Here is an 18,833-nt window from a genome sequence, read left to right as displayed (position 1 = left end):
GCCGATCCGGATTTTTTTTCAGCATTTTTGCAAAAAAGTGTGGAATATTACCCTATTGTAGCTACAACTATTTATATTACCGGTAATGAAACCAGCATTAAGAAAAGTAACACCACACCCGGAGAGCTCCTTTATTGTGAGAAGAGATATCGGGGAAAACATGCGTAACAACTGGCATTACCACCCGGAGCTGGAATTATTATTTATAAAAAGAAGCTCCGGCACCTGGCTGATCGGCGATTTTATTGGTCCGTTTCGTAGTGGAGATATAGTTTTATTGGGCGCTAATTTACCGCATTCCTTCCGGCATGAATATGCCTATATCCGCGAGCAGAAAGGGCAACCCGGCGAAGCAGTGGTAGCATTATTTAAACAGGATATGCTGGGCGCCACCTTTGCTGCCTTGCCAGAGATGCGTAAGCTCACGCAACTGCTAACATCGGCCCGGCAAGGTATAAAGCTAAAAGGCGCCACCAGCAGGAAGATAGCGCATATGATGGAAGAACTGCCGGCACAGTCGCCCGGCGGCAGATTGTTGCTGTTATTGCAAATCCTGCATCTGATTGCGGAGAGCAGCGACTATACGTTGCTGACCAGCAAAAGCTTCAGCTACGACCATGATCATAACGACAACGATCGTTTGAACACCATCTTCGAATACACCTACAGTCATTTCCGGGACAAAATAAGTCTCGACAACGTAGCTGCACTACTCCACATGACCAAACCTTCCTTTTGCCGTTATTTCAAACTTAAAACACGAAAAACGTATGTGCAGTTTTTAACGGAGGTAAGAATAGGACAAGCCTGCCGGTTGTTAATTGAATCTGACAGCAACATCACGGAGATCTGCTATGCATGCGGTTATAATAACCTTTCGCATTTTTTCCATCAGTTTAAACTCACTACCGGCAGGAAGCCATTGGAATATAAAAGGCATTTTATGTAAGCTGAAATGCTGTGCGCTATTTTTTATCCATCACATATTCTGTCGGGTTCTTCACAAAATCAGCCTTGCAATAATCTGAACAAAATCCATACATCTTTCCCTTATACATAGCTGTTATCAGGGTTCCCTTTTTCATGGGCATATGACAAACCGGATCAGTACCTGCTGCAGGCAACGCCCCGGTAGTGGACTGTTTAACCGGAGATGAAATCACAGTTGTTTTGCCCACAACAAGGCCGGCAGCAGGATTCCACTTGTCGTACTCCATAGCGCGGCATACAGCGTTAGCTTCTTTAATGCCTTTCAACATTTCCACTACATGCAAAGCACCATCTATACCGGCCGAAATACCGGCAGTAGTAATTATCTTTCCATCTGCTACAAATCGTTTGTCTTTTACCACCGTAGCCATTGTATCTATTGCCTGCAGTGTATCCACCACGGCCCAATGCGTGGTAATTATTTTTCCTTTGGTGAGGCCTGCTTTACTGAGTAAGAGCGCCCCGGTACATACAGACATCGTCATCTTTGTGCCTTTATTTACCTGGTTGATATAACGCAACACTTCAGGATCTTTGTAAGCAGCGGTAACGGAATCTACCAGCGCACCGGGTATTACCAGGATATCCGGTTGTGGTGCATTATGAATAGTATAGTCCGGCATCATGGTGAGTATATTATGCCGTGAGCCAACAGGGCCATTCACCGTAGATACAAGATACACTTCACATCCGGTGGTATTACTAAACACTTCCGCCGGACCTGAAAAGTCCAGCAGCTCTACACCCGGATATACCAAAACAGCTACTCTTATTGTTGTACTATCCGCCTTAGCAGCTGTGTGCGACTGCTTCACAGGCGTATTACAGCTCATAAACCCGAATGCACTTAACAGTATTATACAAATATGTCTGATCATCTTTTTTAATTTAATAAGATAATTTTTAAAAGAGATACGTTACATGTACCATGGCCCTGTTACCGGATTTTACCCGCATATCCGCCAGCTGCTGGGAAACAGGCGGCTGAAAATTTCCGCCGATGGCTATATTTTTATAGCTCACTTCCGCACCCGCTGTTGCGAGTAAAGCATATCCGCCGGAAACATCCATGGTAAAGCGTTTATCTTCTGTATCCTTTTTTGCTGTTTCATACAACAAACCTACATTAGGCGCCACCGTTAGTTGTTGCGCTACTTTGATTTTATAATAGCCCAGCACATTAGCGGTAAATTTATTGCCATACTGATAATCGTATTTATTAGCAGTATTTATTTTGTAACTAACATTTGCATTGATGCCAAAATCCATCAAACGCACGTCATACATGGCATTCAGGGTAAAATCCATACTACCGGTACCTAACTGAAAACTATTCGGTGTTTCTTCATTCTCCTTTTTTTCTACAGGTTCATATCTGCCGGTAGGCAATTTTATTCCTCCACCAATCCAGAGCGATTGTACCAATAGTTTGCGCCCTACCGTTTGTTGTTTATCCAACAGTTGATAATAGCCTACTACTGCTATATCACCCAGGCCGTTTTTATGCTGACTGACACCCTGGTTGCTGCGCCCGTTGAAGTTAACCGGTACAAATCCCAATACACGAAAGCGCCTACCAATGTTCCAGCCACCCCATAGTTCAGCCGTTTGATAAGTTTCATCTGTGGTGAGATAAGAAGTTGTACCGGCAGGCCCAAGATGCGTACGCAATGTTTTATACTGATATCTTATACCAATAAAACGTTTCTTGAAATCAGGTAAAATACCAATATAATAACTACCTACGCCGCAGCCGCAAATATCGCAGGCACGGGACTCATAGACGATTGTTATAAAAAATATAATCAGAAAAACCGCTCTTTTCATCTTCCAAAAATTTTATACTTTTTTAATATTACTGCGCCTGTTCTGAAAACCTTTTATCAGTAATGAATGCTTTATCATTTAAAGTATTCAGAAACGCTAATACCTGTTGCTTCTCAGCTGCTGTCAATGAAATCCCCAGGCGTCCGTTTTGTTTGAGCAAAGGGTCCAGTGTAGGCATATTCTGCACTTCCGATGTATAGTGATCCAACACGCCGTCCAATGTGTAAAAACGGCCATCATGCATGTATGGTGCTGTGTAAGCAAGGTTACGCAGGCTGGGCACTTTAAACTTGTATTTATCTGCCGTATTTAACGTAATCGGATAACGACCTTCATCGTTGTTAGGCCCCGCACCAATGCCATTATTGCGGAAGGAATGATCTGTAAAAAGTGGTTCAGCATGACAGGCACTACACTTTTGCTGAAAAAGAGTGTAGCCCGCCTGTTCGTCCGCAGTAAAGGTTTTGCCTTCTTTGCGCATTACTTTATCATACTTTGAGCCGGCACTTACCAGCATCACCATAAACTGCGATAAAGCTTTCATCATACGTGCAGTAGTAATTTCTTCCGAACCAAATGCTTTCTTAAACAAGGCCGGATACTGCGGATGTGCCTTTAATTTTTTCAGGACATTATCCAGTGTTTCATCCATTTCCACAAAATTGGTGATGGGCGCAATGGGCTGCAGGTCCAGATCAAACACGCCGCCATCCAGCATAAAGGTGGTATGCCAGGCCAGGTTCATGATAGGCGGTGCATTTCTGCTGCCTAACCTATCGTCGATACCATGACTGACATCATGCCCGTGATGCGTAAATGCAGCTGTCTGAATATGACAATCACCACAGGAAATAGTATTGTTGCGCGACAAACGCGGTTCATAAAACAGCTTACGTCCCAGCTCAAATCCAGCCTGGGTAATATGGTTATCATCAAGATGATATACGGGTGCCGGAAAATTAGCGGGCTGCCGGAAACCAATGAAAGCGGCCACCACATCAGCACTTTTACTACAGGCATACATTCCCGTCGCCAGTACTGCCAACACTATCCAGGGTTGCTTACTCATATTAATTTTCTGTATGATCGTGAGAGAACATGCTGGCATAATTGTTTGCCACCTTTACACTGAAATCGCTGAACATCACTGTAGGATTATTGGCAATGCTGATATTGGTAGCACCATTAAACATCTTCAACACATCTACCATCAGGTGTACATTGGACTCTCTCCCCTGTCGTACTTTAGGAATACCACCTGCATTCAGATCAATACTGATAGTTTTGATATTGTTCATAGTAACCGCAGCATAGCCACCAAAGCCACCTACGTGGTAACGGAATTTATGTTGTCCGCTTGGATCAGCAGGCGCCGCAGCGGAAATGCCTTCCATTTTGAAAAAGATATAACCGCTGTTCCAGCCCCAGTACATAGCGCCATCCATGCCAGTGGAAGGGTCCAGCACACCAGTGCGTTTACTGATATCCATGGTGCTGCGCAAACTATCTACACCTAATACAAAACTCAGGGAAGTGTAATCTCCTTCCGGCACCTGTACTTTCACAAACTGAGAAGCACCCGCAGCTTCCGATACAAGGAAATAACTGCTATCCTGCGGCACCACAAACTCTTTCCCATCGCCGGTTTTAACTTTTATATTACTGATATAGTATTGTAATAAACTGATAGTAAATGTTTCGCCGGCAGCATTGATATAGGTACCGGTATTCAGTTGTAAATTTTTAGCACCAACGATGTTATCAAATTGAATAGATAATGTAGCCTTATTATTGTTAGATGGTATTGGATCATCTTTCTTTGCACAGGCAGTGAGTAATAAAACAGCTATAGTGGTCAATATTAAAATATGCTTCATAAAATGTTTTTTAAGCAGATAAGGAAATGTAAAGACAATAGCATGGCATCTCCCCTATAAACAAGAGAAGGCACCTTTGAAAGAAAATTATTTTGTTCTTTCAGCAATAGCAATAAAGACGCTGAACGCCTTTATTACAAAGCATCAGCAAGGAAATATAACCGTCAGCAAAATACTGTCAGGGTGCCATACCATGATACCGTACAGGCATGCCAAAGCAGTAGCTATGACGCATTATTTTTTGATAAAAAGAAATGAAAATATAAAATCAGCAAGTAGCCGGGGGACGAAATAAATCAGAAGGTTGATCTACAGGAATACCTATTACATTAGGATAGTGATAACTTTTATTATCAGCCGTCATCGGCGGAGATGCAATATGAGCTTCGTTTGTAAGGGGATAAAAAATTTCACTTTTATTATCGGCTCTACGCTCAGGGTTCTCCTGATTTTTTTTATCTTCTTCGTTTAACTGTTTCTTCAAATGACATTTACCATTACAATGCATCTCTGGCTTATTGCGGTTTTCACAAAGATTTGCAGCGATGTATTGTTGGTTCAGATAGAAGTCGAGCATCACAAAATAACGGCCTGATAGCTGGCAAAGCCATATCAGCATTAAGAAAGCCGTTATTAATTGTTTCCGCATATGTGATGAAGATGTTAAAAATGACTGCGAAGTTATTGATAAAAATGTTATTGCTGATATATAATGCGAAGAACTTTTTAATTAAAATATAATCAGCTAAAATTTAAAATCAGATCAATATATTAATCACCTATTTCAATATATTGAAATAGATGATTAATACATTAGGACTATTAATTAATATACTACACTTCTGTTTTAGCAGCCACTGTTTTCTTCGGGAAATTAAACAAGGCAGAGGTAATAATCGGGATCAGGAAAATACCTACCGTCAAAATAGAAGTAATAACATCTGCTTTAGAACTTTCCAGGAACTGCGTAACAGGCGACTCAGGGAAGAAATGCTCAAACAAAGACATCGTAAGCTTAATACCCAGGATAGCGATTACTATGAAAGCTGCTGCTTCGAGGAAAACGTATTTAGTCATCAGCTTTACAAAAGCCTGTGCCACAAACCGCATCGCCAGAATACCAATAAATACCCCGGTACAAACCAACACGATATTATCTGTAAAGGCTACCGCTGCAAAAATGTTATCGATAGAGAAAGCCATATCCATTAGTTCTACCAGTGCCACCGTGGCCCAGAATGGCCCGATAGCGCCTACTGTAGCCTTGTATAGCCAGTTGCTGCCTTTATCTACTGTTTCTTCTTCCTTTTCTCCTTCTGCCTGTTTTCCTTTCCACCAGCCGTACACCAGGTATAACAGATACAAACCACCGATAGGTTTTAACCACCAGATCTTAATGAGGAAAGAAGCAAATATCATGGCCAGGCCACGGAAAAAATAAGCTCCAAAAATACCATATTTCAGGGCACGGTCTCTTTGCTTTTCAGGTAAATCCATTACCATGGTAGCTAATACTGCAGCATTATCTACAGATAATAAACTTTCAATAATCACCAGGTTACCAACTACGATCAGTGATGGAAGCGGATTGTCAATAATTTGTTGGATTAGTTCACTCATTTTTATGCTGTTTTAATATAGGTTGTTGGGTGTATCCAATAGCAGGTATACCGGAAATTTTCTCATTTGTACAAACGGCTTAAGGCAACGATCCGGAGGATGGACCGCGCCGATAATCAGGTTATTTGCTACAATACCCGGGAAAACAAATGATCAGGAGTACGTCAACTTTTTCAGTTCATCCACAAAGCTGTCTGATTGATGCGGATCACCGATAGCCCTGAATTTCCAGGCACCATCTTTTCTGTATAATTCAGCAAATGTCATGGAGCACATACCGTTGTAGGTATTGTTTCCGGATAAACTAAACTTCGCAATTTCTTTACCCCTGCTGTCTACTGCGCGAATGAAAGCATTATCGATTAAACCAAAATGCTGATTATTTGCACGTCCCTGGTAAATGGTTACCATGAACAATATTTTCTGATATTTTGCATCCAGTGAATCCAGTTTAATAATGATCTGTTCATCATCGCCATCACCTGCGCCTGTTCTGTTATCACCTGTCAGCCAGATATGACCGGAAGGGTGTTTCATAGAATTAAAGAAGATAACATCGCCTTCAAATAAATTGATTGTTCTGCCATCGTTGGTGGCTACCTTCCTGCCTAAGTTGGCTACTTTTCCGTTGCTGTCCAGCAGCATGGCAATAGCATCTAGGTCGTACTCCGCTTCTTTTTGTGGGGCACCAAATAGTTTACCAAAAAAACCGGTTTCATTCTTTTGTTGTTTCACATCCCATCCCAAACCGATAGTTACAGTAGACAGGTCAAATTCTTCACCTTTATCGTTTTTGCGCAGGTCAATTGTTTGACCTTTTACTAAATTAATAGCCATATAACAGCGTTTACAGGGTTATTTAATAATTTGGCCTTTGAAATATTTTGACAGAAAAAAAGCCAGGTCCTGTTTGTAACCGATACCGGAAGCTTCAAATTTCCATTTGCCGTCTTTGTTGTACAGGCGGCCAAATTCCACGCCGGTTTCTATTGAAAAGTCTTCTCCCAGTTCATATTTGGCTATCTCCTGACCAGTGCTGTGATCAACGATACGGATGTAAGAATTTCTTACCTGTCCGTAGTTTTGTCTTCTGGCAGCAGCATCGTGAATTGTTACCACGAAAAGAATTTCTTTCACCCTGGGATCTACTTTTGTCAGATCCACTTCTATTGTTTCATCATCTCCATCTGCGCTGTTGCCGCCTGTAGGGTCATCACCTGTATGATGCAAAGCGCTATCCGGAGAGTCGGTATTGCCATAGAAAATAAAAAATTCTTCCCGGGGAATGAGCCTGGTTTCATCAATCATAAATGCAGAAGCATCCAGGTCGAAATCTGCGCCTGTTCCTTCGTTGGGATTCCATCCAAGTCCTACGCTGATCTTGGAAAGACCGATGTCTATCCGCTGTCCTTTTTGTAAATTGATCGCCATTGTCTGAATTTTAACGCAGGTAATATAAGGTATTAAGTTTATTGAACAAAAACGTGCTATAAAAAAATTATTGCTGGTTTTGTGTGGGGATCTCTTTCTCCTGGCTGGTAAACGGGAAATATGCCACCCGCTCCCATGGCCCGTTCAGATAAAGCCAGGTAGTAATACCGACGGCGGCCACTTCAAAGGGAACAAATGCCGCCCCCAACTTTTCATGTAGCTGCTGCGATTTGAAGGCAGTTACCTTATTCTGGATAGTGATATGTGGCCACAGTGGCTGCTGATCGCGCCATACCAGCCATGCTTTCCATTTTTCCTGCATCGATTGATGGAGCGTTTGCAGTATATCTGAAGCCAGCGTATAGGCTACTCCATTTTCAAAACGATGCAGCCCATTTACCTTAAGGGTGAAAGGGGTCTGTTTTGAAAGTACCGTCAATGTTTCATAGATGCATGGTTCATTAGACGGCAGATGGTGGAACAAGGTAATATGTGCATCCAGGTAATTGGCATGAGCAGGGAAATGCGCCTTGCGTAGCCCATTAAAAAATGGCTGATGCATTGGATGCAATTCTAAGGTAACGATCAGTGGTGCATGGTCCATGAAATCAGGGCTATTAATTTAATGCCGGCAATATAATAACTATTTAGCTGCTGCAAATCCCGATACAGCTTTCTTTTGGCTGCCTTCTTTATAGATAACTGTATGAACAATCTGCAGCTTCCCGTCCCGGTCACTGTGACTTTGAGTAGCAGAAACAACATCAATATTCTTATTGGCTTCAAAAAATGCATTCAATTGAGATGCCAGCGCAGCAGCGCTATCAGCGAGGATCACGGAAGAATTATACGTCATTTTTTAATTTAAAAATAATGAAAAAAAATTAAGCGCATCATAAACATCATGCGAAAAATTCCTGATACAAGCGTACTGGTAGCAATTATATTTTGTAGTCTCCCTCTTTTATTATATCTTATACATAACACCCAAAAGTGAAATAGCAGAACAATATTTAACCCCTGGACTCAGCATAGTTTCATCTGTTTTCCTCATGCCTAAATAAATAGTTATGCGCCCGATTGTTAATACCCCCCAGCAACAGCGAAGTAATGCTGATCAAACACCTATAACCGTTAGTAACCCCGGCGATGAACATGAGTTACAAGCGGACCAGATTGCCGACCAGGTAATGCGTATGACCGAACCTCCTCAGTTGCAGCGGAAAGAAAAGCCAGGTACAAGCCCGGTAGCAGCTTCAGTGCAACCAGGTGATCTTTCCGGTAGTGGAGATCCGTTACCCCGGGAAACACGCTCATTTATGGAATCCCGTTTTGGCAGGGATTTCAGCGGCGTAAAGGTGCATACAAATGATACGGCCGCCGGCGCTGCGGAATCTATACAGGCAAAAGCTTACACCACCGGTAATGATATTGTATTCGGACAGGGACAATATGCCCCATCTTCTTTCGATGGTAAAAGATTGCTGGCCCACGAACTGGTACATGTGATACAACAAAATGCGGATAATACAGATAAGGCAGGATCTTCATTACCTCCCATCTCTCCTGTGCAGCGTAAAGGTATGACACCTTTTATCCAAAGAGATGTTAATCATACCGTAACGCATGACGATACACTTTTTTCACTCAGTCACCTCTATCATGTATCTGCTGCGGCTATCCGGGCTGCCAATCATTTAAACAGCGACACTATCCTCGAAGGCCGTCATCTGGTGATCCCTGAGTTATATACGGTGATCGACGGTGATCATTTATATTCGATCAGTCGCTCATTTGGTGTGACCGTGAATGATCTGATGACCGTGAATCGTCTTACCAGTAACGACATTCATGCAGGACTGAAACTTCGTATACCACTAAGACAAATAGCAGGTGCAACATCTGCGCCTCCAACACCTGCTCATCCTACACCTACACCTACACCTACACCTACACCATCGCCATCACCTGCACATACACCAACCCCTACACCTGCGATCCCTACACCTGCGACACCTGCTCATCCTACACCTTCTCCTACCGGGCCTGCACCCATAGCTGTTACCCCTGCGCCAGCTCCTGCAACACATACACCAACGCCAACACATATACCAACACCTGCAACAACACCTGCACACGCAGCCGGCCATCAGCCAGGAGCAGATTATGCCACTGGTGAAATGCATGAGCAGAGTTTCCTCCGTGAAACAGACCTGCACACCATCATGCAAAACAACCATCACAACCTGTTTTTTGAGAATAATGCAACCGTTACTTTTGTGGCAATACATCCTACAGATCCGCAGTGGATACAGGTAACCGGGCCTGCATTTGAAAATACACAACCACCAGTAGCTGTACCAACTCCGCAAACAGGCTGGATACAACGTTCCTGGACCAATATGACACTGGGTATGTACCGTGATTTACAAATCACAGACCGTAGCCGCACTTTTGCAAACCTGGAATCTGGTAATCTGCCGCGGGCCAACGTGCATAACATTATATTGCATCAAACAGAGAGTCCTACACAATCGTCAACATTAAATACCTACCAGAGTCGTATGGACAATGGTGAGCATGTTGGTGCACAATACCTGATTAGTGAAACCGGTGAGATATCGCTGATATCTCCTGTTAACCGACGGGTTGAACAAACACGTCTCAATCCCACTGCTGTCAATTCCAACTCCGTAGGGATAGAACACGTGGGCGTCCCTCATCATATAACCCCCGTTCCAAACCGTCCCACACATCCCAGTCACCCTGCTCATACAGCCACTGCTGCTGAACTAGTAACATGGAGAGCAGCAATGGCTGCATGGACAGCAGCATTACCAGCAGAAATGACCCGTGTAAGAACGGAAATCGCAGCATTACACCTGAGCCCACCTATGCATGCACGCCTGGCTGCATTAAACGACCATGTCCTGTTTCAAACCATGAAGGATACCAACTGGCTGATATATGCAGATATCAATGCGCAACAGCGTCGTTCTTCCTTCCTGCTTTTAACAAGACTACGTCTTGATTTTGGTGTTGGCATGAGCAATATTCACGCCCATGAAGCTATATCACAAAAAAGCCTGGGTGAAGGTGAAAACATTCGTGATTCGGTAGTTGCCATGGAGGCATATCCTTCACAGGTGCGCCAGTTGCACGCTACGGCAACAGCCCGGCCAGATTTACATGCAAATACCACCTTCATGTCTATACTGGCAAATGAAGAAAGTATACTAGCAGCCGTGCTGGCAGACGGTACGCATACAGAAAATTCGCTGCTGGCCACAGAGCGTGCCGGTACACCAGGGCCAGCTAGCGCCCGCGAAGCTTTGCGTGTTGCATTTCATCAAAACTTCTGGACTCGTATTACACAGCTGACCCGGTTGAGGACATTTCTCAATGGACCGGACGCCCGGAATGCAGCACAACTGACTACGTTGTTATCAACATGGCAAAGGTAAATACTGCAATACCCTTCTATATAATAAATCCAGCAATATATACTGACTGAAGTAGTCGACTACCTGAAAACAAATTTCCGGGCAACAAGGGCGTTATCTGACATGATAGCATTTACAGCGGTACGCTTCGACCCGATTGCTTTAGCACCAGTTAACTGAAAGAATTATAAAATATAAAAAACATCCATATACTGCCCTCATCTATCTTTGTTTAATCTTAAAAAATAGTACTTTTACTTTCTCACGAAAGTTTATACCCAAAATATGACGTTACCCTTTATTGAAATAATTGAGTCAGTAACACCTGACCCCAACATGCTGATGTGGAAGTTTGAAGATGAGGACAAAGAAATAAAAAATGGTGCTGTGTTAACCGTAAGAGAAAGCCAGTCCGCGCTTTTCCTGAATGAAGGCCAACTGGCAGATGTATTCACTGCCGGGAAATATATCCTTGATACAGAAAACATTCCTTTCCTGACCCGTCTTAAAGGATGGAAATACGGCTTTAAAAGCCCTTTCAAGGCTGATGTTTACTTTTTTAATACCCACCAGTTTATTAATCTCAAATGGGGCACACCGGCACCTGTACTGATGAGAGACAATATGTTTGGCCAGGTGCGTATCCGGGCCTTCGGATCGTTCAACATCCGTATCACCGATGTTGGAAAGTTCTTTAAACAATATGCCGGTACTTACCCGCGGCTGAGTGTTATAGAGCTGGAATATCAGCTACGTGATTTTATTGCACCCAAATTTGGTGAAGTGCTGGCACAGGCAAATATATCAGTAGTGGATGCTGCAGGCAGTCTTTCTATGTTGAATGAAAAGGTGCAGCCATTGATCCAGCCATATTTTACAGATCTCGGTGTAGAAGTAACCCAATTTGCGATCAGCAGCGTTACCTTACCTGAAGAAGTAACCAAACATTATGATAATGTTACTGGTATGAATATGGTTACTGATATGAATAAGTTTTCACAATTCAGTCAGGCCAATGCGATGGGCAAGGATAACTCAAGGATAGCAGATGCCGCCCAGCAAGCTATTGCCATGGGTATGATCATGAATCAGCTGAAACCCAGCAACAGTACGCCAAATGAACCTGCACCGCAGGAAGATGTTGCTGCCAGGCTCAAGAAACTAAAAACACTTTTTGAAGCGGAACTGATTAATGAAGCAGAATACACTGCTAAAAAAGAAGAACTGTTAAAACTACTGTAGCATATTTTGATATTCAATCTATAGTCATGAGTGATGAAGAAAAGAAAAAGCCGTTAACCTATCTTGAAAAGCTGAGGCAGAGCGCTCTCAATCAAAAAAATTATGGCGGGGAAGTAAATATGGAGGAAGCCAGGGTGGAAGCCCGCGACTGCCCTAATTGCGGTGCTGGCAGGGCTTACCGGCACGGACTTACCGCCTGTGCCTATTGTGGTTTCACATTCATGGACATAAAGCTCACAGATGGTGTCCACATAAAAAAAGAAAACAATTCGTAATCTATGTTTAATTTTTTTGAGAAAGAATATGATAACCCCGCGCTCATCGAAAAAATAAAGCAAACACAAAACAAGTGGATTTCTTTTTTAGAGAAACTGGAAGCCCGCATGAAAGAAATGTGTATGGGTGCCCTGCCGGAATTGAAAGAAGTTTTTGAACAGGATAATGATCCATATAAACGGGCACATGGCCGCATGGTGTCTGCGTTGCAGGGGCAACTGGGGCAGATGCGCGAAAAAGCAAATGAAGTAAAGGAAGAAAAGGTTTTCAACTTTGTGCATCATGCCTCCGCTACCATTCCCCCCATCACTACCAAAGCAGGCCGTAAGTATGATGACATGCTCTATGCCTTCAGACAGGTATGTTTGGACAGACACCGTATTTTTGAGGAGAAAATACACTATTATTTTTCACTGCTGAAAGGTACAACCGGCCAACAGGATCTGGAAGCTGATTACCAGGAACAGCTGACAGCTTTTGAAAGTATAAAGGATAAGTTTGGGTGTAAACAATGCGGAGGCAATATTACGATTCCAAAATTGTTTTTTATTGCTACCTATGTTACCTGCCCGTTTTGCCATACACAAAACACCTTCCTCCCTTCTACTGCAACACAGTTGGTATTCCATAATGCGCGTAGCCTGGCAGAGCAAAGAACGGCTCATTTATTGAAAGCTTACGAAGAAAGTGAAACAAAGGCGCCTGGTTTATATCAACAATATTTACGTTCCATGTTTGATGAGTGGAATAAAATAGTGCCCGATATGGCAGAAGAAAACGAAAAATTTTACCAGCGCCTGCTGAAAGATAATTCCATTGATCATCATTAAATAACAATTAAAATGTCTGAGAATCCATTATTAGCACCCATTCATGGTATTACTTTAGAAGATTACAGCGCAGCCTGCGCAAAATTAGGGAGTGGTTTAAGCGAAAATGATGTAGCAAAAGCTTTAGGGGTGGAATTGCCTGTATGGCAGGAGGCAAACCTGCTTTGGCCTGAACGTATGAAACAGGATGGCACCTTTCATATTGTAACCCTTTTTGGTCAGTATTTCGGTCAGGCTGATCAACATCCAAAGTTCGGTAACTTAAAACCAGTTGTTTCAGCAGAGGGAGCTAACAACACAGAGAAGATTAAGACGGATATAGATTTTTACCAGGAATTAGAAGTAGCAAGACAAGTAGCCTATGAGTATGGCATAGATGGGGCTCAGTGGATTGCTGATAAATACGGTATTAATTTAGGTGATTTCCAGGTAGCTGCCTCTATATGGAATGAGCAGATCCAAAAAGACCTGCAAACAGATTATGCAAAATACAATGAAAACCAGGATACTTACAGGGCCAAGTATAAGCATTTGTTTGCTGAAGCGCAGGGCGGTAATGTAGCTGATGATATTGAATTTTAAAATGATTATAAGCAAAAAAAGCCCTGCACCATCCGGTGCGGGGCTTTTCTATTATATCGCTCCCTGGTATTTTTTCCTTCATTAGTTGTCCTTTTCATCTTTTCTGAAAGGGTGTCTTTTATTCATTGGAAATTAAGGGTATAATTGCCCTAGTAAAAAAGAGATGCAAAGATGTTGAGAATAGCGATAATTAGTGATATACACGGCAATCTGCCGGCAATGAAAGCAGTCCTTGACGATATTCGTAGTTTTAATGCTGACCAGATATATTGTTTGGGTGATCTTACCGATGCAGCTCCATGGCACAATGAAGTGATTGAACTGATAAGACGTATGCGCATCCCTACTATTATGGGTAACCATGATGAACGTATTGCGTTTGATCATCCCATTCTGCCCCTCAGTAAACATAGTCCTGAAGAACAGGTAGCCAGAGAAAAGGCCATCAATTATACAAAAGATACCATCACCAGAGAAAACAAGCTTTTCCTTGCTCATTTACCGCGGTATATACAATTAGATTTTGGTCACCTGAAGTTATTGCTGGCGCATGGCAGTACACGCAGCGTCGACGAATACATTTATCAGCACCATAACGAAGAAGAGCTGATCGGGTTAATGAATGATCAGCAGATAAATTTGCTCGTAACAGGTCATACGCATCTATCTTATATCAGATTTTTAGAGAATGGGGAAAAGATGGTGGTGAATGCGGGGTCTGTTGGACGAACAAAAGAAAAGGACGGACTTGCCACCTATTTGCAATTGACTATTAAAGATAATAACGCATCCCTGGCGAAAGATTATTTCAATGTTGCCATTAAAAAAATAAATTATCCTGTTAAGGAAACCATTGAAGGGATAAAAGAAAGTCAGATCCCTGATTTTTATGCAGCATTGCTATCTGATAATAGCCTCGCTGTGTAAGCTATTTTAAAAAAGAGGCTGTACCAAAACAATTGATACAACCTCTTTTATTCATTTCAACATATCTAAGTATTAACTATTGTCCTACCGCTACATCAGCATTTGGGATACCCCAGCCAAAGTCGTGGTTTCTGTTGGAAGCAAAACTGGACGCCCTTTTCATTCTTGCTATGATACTATCTTTAGGATAAGTTGGATATTTACTCCACACCAAAGCAGCGATAGCAGAACAACTGGAAGTAGCTACAGAAGAGCCACCTACAGTAGAAGGCGCCGCGCCGCTCATTGCCAGTGAAAGTGCCGTAGTACCATTGCTTGTTTTTTCCATTACAATAGTGAACGCTACTTCAGGTCCTACGTGACAGTCTACGCAACGATCTGTAAGATTATCTTTCATACCGGTTACTGCTACCACCGTTGGCAGATAAGCAGGGAATATAACACCAATGATATTAGGAATACTGCTGTTAGTAGTACCGGCAGCGCAAAACATCAGTTTACCTTTGTTGTAAGCATATTGAATAGCATCGGTGATCTGATTAAAAGCGATAATGGTACCCATACTCATGCTGATAATCTTCACATCTGTACGGTCTCCTCCTAATATATAAGCAGCAGATACGCCCTGCACAGATTCAGAGGATAAGATCACCACATTTTCAGCAGCATGTACCACTACCAGGTTGCAGTTGTAAGCAATGCCGGTAGAGGCGCCATTTGTGCCTCTTGGGCCAGCCAATGCGCCAGACATAGCAGTTCCGTGTCCGCACAGATCATCTGGTGTAGCACCCGGGAAAGTAACCAGTTTTTCTATGGTTCTGCCGGTAGAAGATCCCTGGTTGAATGATGCACCCAGGTTGTCCTGATCCGGACTTACACCTGTATCAATGATCATCACTTTTACGTTCTGACCGGTAGATCTTGCCCATGCCTGGGGAATATTATGGTAAGTGTAATTCCAGGATTGTTTTGCACCAGGTGTGATATTAGTATAATCAACACCAGCTACCAGTCCGGGTGTGGCCACATTGGTACCACATCCGAAACTAAGTACGCTTGATGCTGAGGCTCCAGCCCTTGCGGTGTATTTGGTGGATGATCCGTCATCCATATATTTGCCGTATCCGATAGGTTCTGCGTAGCGTACCAGGTTAGAAGCTCTTAACGCTTTGATAGTAGCGAACTGGCTCACCTTGATATCAAAAACAGGCAGCTTATTTTCTTTAAATACAAGTACATCTTTTTCGGAAAGTGCTGTACTGGTCTTTCTCTCAAATTTCAAAATGAGGTCCAGGACCTGTGCCCTTGTTGATTTCCAGTTGGCATCTGTAACATCAATGGCATGAATTTTATTAGCAAGATCTGAAAAACCAGCTGGTTGGTAACCAACAGACAGGACGCTGTCGCTTTGTACAAGCGCGCTCCATAACAGGCTGTCGCTGGCTGTTTTCCAGTCAAACTGATGATTCTTTTCCCATTGCGCTCTGATAAAAGCATTGATCTTTTCTTTAGGAACAACACTTGTAGGGTTTTCATTACCAGGAAATGTTGCATTCAACGTGGATTCTCTCTTTTGACAGGATACGATCGTGATGACCAAGGCAAAAGCAATAAGCAGATTCAAATTTTTCATGTGTAAAATTTAGAGGTTATTGATAATTGAAATGAATAAGGTTAACAAAATTTGAGGGCAGGATTATATCAATAAGATATAAAAGGAATTACAGGCCAATACTTTTTAGCCGGGTAAAACTGGCATATTTAATCCGGCATAACGGAGCCGATGTTTTTCCTGACCGCTTCCTGGTAATAATAACCACCCAGGGCAATATCAAAAATAGCCATGCCCATCGGGTTGAACATAATAACAGCGTCTTCCTTTCCCTGTAAAGCATCTGTGCATAAGATATCTGAGATAGATAAAGTGTCCTTTTTTTCAAGGCCCATTACTTTATGCATATTTTCGATGTCTGTATTTTGACGGCATACTTCCTCCCAATCATCTACTACGATAACATCCATGTGCGCTACCATTTCCGCTTTATAATCTCTCAGCGAAACATTTAACTGCAAAGAGCCTTTCACTGGTGGCAGATCTACATATGGACTGGAAGAAACGGTACAGGTAATAAAAATATCTGCTGTGGTATAGCAGGCCTGCCAGGAATCGCAAACCTGTATTTTATCCTGCCATGCTGCATCAACACTGCTAAGATCTACGCCATTAATATCATAGAGCAGGATCTTATCGATGCGGTTACCCAAAATGGCCGTGATCATTTTTAAATGCGTTTTACCGATAGGTCCAAATCCAATAATGCCTACAGTAAATTGTTTATCCGCTTTTTTAAGAGCCAGGTATTGTTCTACTATTGTTCCGGATACAGCAGCAGTACGTAATGCACTGATCATAGCGGTATTGATCACGCACAAGGGAATGCCTGAGTCATGCTCATTCAGGATAGTTACCGAATGAGCTCTTAATTTTTGTTGATAAATATTATCAGGGAAACTGGCGATCCATTTAATACCTGCCAGCGGTGCGCCACCGCCCACATAAGCAGGCATAGCAATGATCCTGTTTTTAGGATCGCCATATCTCAGATAGGGTTTAATGGGTTGAGAATAATCGTTTTTATGAAGCGCGCCGGTCGCGTTTTTTATGACCGCTGTTAAGTCGCTCCAATTAATTCCGATGTCGTTGATATTATTCGCATTCAGATATAACATACGTTATTTATTTGCTGGTTTATATTATTGAGCTATTGTTGATGATGTTAATTTAGCGGCAAGTTGTTCGCCCCACTCCTGGTTGTAGATGGTATCCAGGTAAGTATGGCCTTTATCCGGGAATATAAGCAGGGAGGTTGGTACTGTTATGTGCTGGGTATCTTTAAAATAATTTTTGGCAGCTAAATACACCGCGCCTGAAGATGCGCCGGCAAAAATCACCTGCTCATTCAGCAATTCAAAACAGCCTTTTATGATGTCTGTCTGTGACACAATCACTACATCATCAATCAGTGCGTTTTCTATAATTGGCGGTACCTGGCTGGCGCCTATTCCGGAAATATATCTTTTAACAGGAGGAGCATTAAAAATTACAGATCCTTCTACATCTACTCCTATTATTTTAATGTCGGGTCTTTTCTTTTTAATACTTTTGGAGATGCCTGTAATAGCGCCACTGGAGCTCACGGCAACAAAAATATAGTCCAGGTGATCAAATGATTTGATGATTTCTTCCGTCAATCCGTAGTACCCTTTATAGTTATTTGGATCGCCATACTGATCCGCTATAAAAGAATTTTCTATCGTCTTGTGTAAATTATTCACCGTTTCAATACGGGTGAGCAGGTAGCCACCGGTTTTATCGCGGTCGGTTACTTTCACTACTCTATAAGACAACAAATTGAGTAATGATTCATATGCGCTGTTAATATTTGGATCAATAACAGGAATAAATTTAAGGCCAAGCATTTTACTAATAGAAGCCACTGCTATCGCAAGGTTTCCGGAGCTGGAGGCAATGATGGTCGTTTGTTCATTAATGCGACCGGATTTGATACCGTTATATATAATACTGAATCCTGCACGATCTTTAGAGCTACCGGAAAAATTATTGTATTCCAGTTTTGCGAACAAACGGGTGTCTTTATTTTTTAATTCCATCAGGGGGGTATTCCCAATAAAAGCGGCTAACTTTTCAAGCTGTTTCAACATAAGTGCGTGTTTTAAGAGTGAAGATTGTAGTGTGATTTGTATATGGTTTAGATGATGGTGCAAAC

Annotated in this window: 20 protein-coding genes; 7 read left to right on the top strand and 13 right to left on the bottom strand. The window is 42.4% G+C overall.

Annotated features, from left to right (window positions below; all coding sequences use genetic code 11):
* The first annotated feature begins 85 nt into the window (after positions 1 to 85).
* Complete coding sequence (locus CLV51_RS20520) at positions 86 to 949, top strand: AraC family transcriptional regulator (RefSeq protein ID WP_106529951.1); 864 nt, start codon at positions 86 to 88, stop codon at positions 947 to 949.
* 16 nt (positions 950 to 965) lie between these two features.
* Here the strand turns inward: CLV51_RS20520 and CLV51_RS20515 are convergent, their stop codons facing one another.
* The 10 genes from CLV51_RS20515 to CLV51_RS20470 all read right to left on the bottom strand — a co-directional run bounded on the left by CLV51_RS20515 (position 966) and on the right by CLV51_RS20470 (position 8,601).
* Positions 966 to 1,868 carry a DJ-1/PfpI family protein gene (locus CLV51_RS20515; protein ID WP_106529950.1) on the bottom strand — a complete coding sequence of 301 codons (903 nt, stop codon included), beginning with the start codon at positions 1,866 to 1,868 and terminating at the stop codon, positions 966 to 968.
* A 25-nt stretch (positions 1,869 to 1,893) separates the two neighbouring features.
* Positions 1,894 to 2,817: a transporter gene (locus tag CLV51_RS20510; RefSeq protein ID WP_106529949.1), complete on the bottom strand. Its 924-nt coding sequence runs from the start codon at positions 2,815 to 2,817 to the stop codon at positions 1,894 to 1,896.
* 28 nt (positions 2,818 to 2,845) lie between these two features.
* Positions 2,846 to 3,886, bottom strand: coding sequence for a cytochrome-c peroxidase (locus CLV51_RS20505; protein WP_106529948.1), 1,041 nt, complete (start codon positions 3,884 to 3,886; stop codon positions 2,846 to 2,848).
* 1 nt (position 3,887) lies between these two features.
* Positions 3,888 to 4,694, bottom strand: a complete 807-nt coding sequence (locus CLV51_RS20500) for an MbnP family protein (RefSeq protein ID WP_106529947.1) — start codon at positions 4,692 to 4,694, stop codon at positions 3,888 to 3,890.
* A gap of 268 nt (positions 4,695 to 4,962) precedes the next feature.
* Complete coding sequence (locus CLV51_RS20495; protein WP_146151334.1) at positions 4,963 to 5,343, bottom strand: hypothetical protein; 381 nt, start codon at positions 5,341 to 5,343, stop codon at positions 4,963 to 4,965.
* A 185-nt stretch (positions 5,344 to 5,528) separates the two neighbouring features.
* A complete protein-coding gene (locus tag CLV51_RS20490) occupies positions 5,529 to 6,314 on the bottom strand; it encodes a TerC family protein (RefSeq protein ID WP_106529945.1) in 786 nt (261 codons plus the stop codon).
* A gap of 153 nt (positions 6,315 to 6,467) precedes the next feature.
* Positions 6,468 to 7,151 (bottom strand): TerD family protein, encoded by a 684-nt coding sequence (locus CLV51_RS20485; protein ID WP_106529944.1) that lies wholly within the window; start codon positions 7,149 to 7,151, stop codon positions 6,468 to 6,470.
* Between the two features lie 18 nt (positions 7,152 to 7,169).
* Positions 7,170 to 7,745 carry a TerD family protein gene (locus tag CLV51_RS20480; RefSeq protein ID WP_106529943.1) on the bottom strand — a complete coding sequence of 192 codons (576 nt, stop codon included), beginning with the start codon at positions 7,743 to 7,745 and terminating at the stop codon, positions 7,170 to 7,172.
* Positions 7,746 to 7,812: 67 nt separating this feature from the next.
* Positions 7,813 to 8,349 (bottom strand): 2'-5' RNA ligase family protein, encoded by a 537-nt coding sequence (locus tag CLV51_RS20475; RefSeq protein ID WP_106529942.1) that lies wholly within the window; start codon positions 8,347 to 8,349, stop codon positions 7,813 to 7,815.
* Between the two features lie 39 nt (positions 8,350 to 8,388).
* Positions 8,389 to 8,601 carry a hypothetical protein gene (locus CLV51_RS20470; RefSeq protein ID WP_106529941.1) on the bottom strand — a complete coding sequence of 71 codons (213 nt, stop codon included), beginning with the start codon at positions 8,599 to 8,601 and terminating at the stop codon, positions 8,389 to 8,391.
* A gap of 214 nt (positions 8,602 to 8,815) precedes the next feature.
* Here CLV51_RS20470 and CLV51_RS29455 point away from each other — a divergent pair, with 214 nt between their 5' ends.
* The 6 genes from CLV51_RS29455 (at position 8,816) to CLV51_RS20440 (ending at position 15,045) form a co-directional block, all read left to right on the top strand.
* Positions 8,816 to 11,209 carry an eCIS core domain-containing protein gene (locus CLV51_RS29455; RefSeq protein ID WP_106529940.1) on the top strand — a complete coding sequence of 798 codons (2,394 nt, stop codon included), beginning with the start codon at positions 8,816 to 8,818 and terminating at the stop codon, positions 11,207 to 11,209.
* 264 nt (positions 11,210 to 11,473) lie between these two features.
* Positions 11,474 to 12,430, top strand: a complete 957-nt coding sequence (locus CLV51_RS20460) for an SPFH domain-containing protein (protein ID WP_106529939.1) — start codon at positions 11,474 to 11,476, stop codon at positions 12,428 to 12,430.
* A gap of 26 nt (positions 12,431 to 12,456) precedes the next feature.
* A complete protein-coding gene (locus tag CLV51_RS20455; protein WP_106529938.1) occupies positions 12,457 to 12,705 on the top strand; it encodes a hypothetical protein in 249 nt (82 codons plus the stop codon).
* 3 nt (positions 12,706 to 12,708) lie between these two features.
* Complete coding sequence (locus CLV51_RS20450; protein WP_106529937.1) at positions 12,709 to 13,536, top strand: hypothetical protein; 828 nt, start codon at positions 12,709 to 12,711, stop codon at positions 13,534 to 13,536.
* Positions 13,537 to 13,548: 12 nt separating this feature from the next.
* Positions 13,549 to 14,118 carry a DUF6620 family protein gene (locus CLV51_RS20445; RefSeq protein WP_211302066.1) on the top strand — a complete coding sequence of 190 codons (570 nt, stop codon included), beginning with the start codon at positions 13,549 to 13,551 and terminating at the stop codon, positions 14,116 to 14,118.
* Between the two features lie 171 nt (positions 14,119 to 14,289).
* Entirely contained in the window at positions 14,290 to 15,045 is a 756-nt protein-coding gene (locus CLV51_RS20440) for a metallophosphoesterase family protein (protein WP_106529935.1), read from the top strand.
* Between the two features lie 76 nt (positions 15,046 to 15,121).
* Here the strand turns inward: CLV51_RS20440 and CLV51_RS20435 are convergent, their stop codons facing one another.
* The 3 genes from CLV51_RS20435 to CLV51_RS20425 all read right to left on the bottom strand — a co-directional run bounded on the left by CLV51_RS20435 (position 15,122) and on the right by CLV51_RS20425 (position 18,768).
* Positions 15,122 to 16,678: a S8/S53 family peptidase gene (locus CLV51_RS20435; protein WP_106529934.1), complete on the bottom strand. Its 1,557-nt coding sequence runs from the start codon at positions 16,676 to 16,678 to the stop codon at positions 15,122 to 15,124.
* A gap of 128 nt (positions 16,679 to 16,806) precedes the next feature.
* Complete coding sequence (locus tag CLV51_RS20430; protein ID WP_106529933.1) at positions 16,807 to 17,775, bottom strand: 2,3-diaminopropionate biosynthesis protein SbnB; 969 nt, start codon at positions 17,773 to 17,775, stop codon at positions 16,807 to 16,809.
* Positions 17,776 to 17,799: 24 nt separating this feature from the next.
* Positions 17,800 to 18,768 (bottom strand): pyridoxal-phosphate dependent enzyme, encoded by a 969-nt coding sequence (locus CLV51_RS20425; RefSeq protein WP_106529932.1) that lies wholly within the window; start codon positions 18,766 to 18,768, stop codon positions 17,800 to 17,802.
* Positions 18,769 to 18,833: the final 65 nt, after the last annotated feature.

This window comes from Chitinophaga niastensis (assembly GCF_003014755.1).
Classification (GTDB): domain Bacteria; phylum Bacteroidota; class Bacteroidia; order Chitinophagales; family Chitinophagaceae; genus Chitinophaga; species Chitinophaga niastensis.
This window is presented reverse-complemented; position numbering and strand designations above follow the sequence as displayed.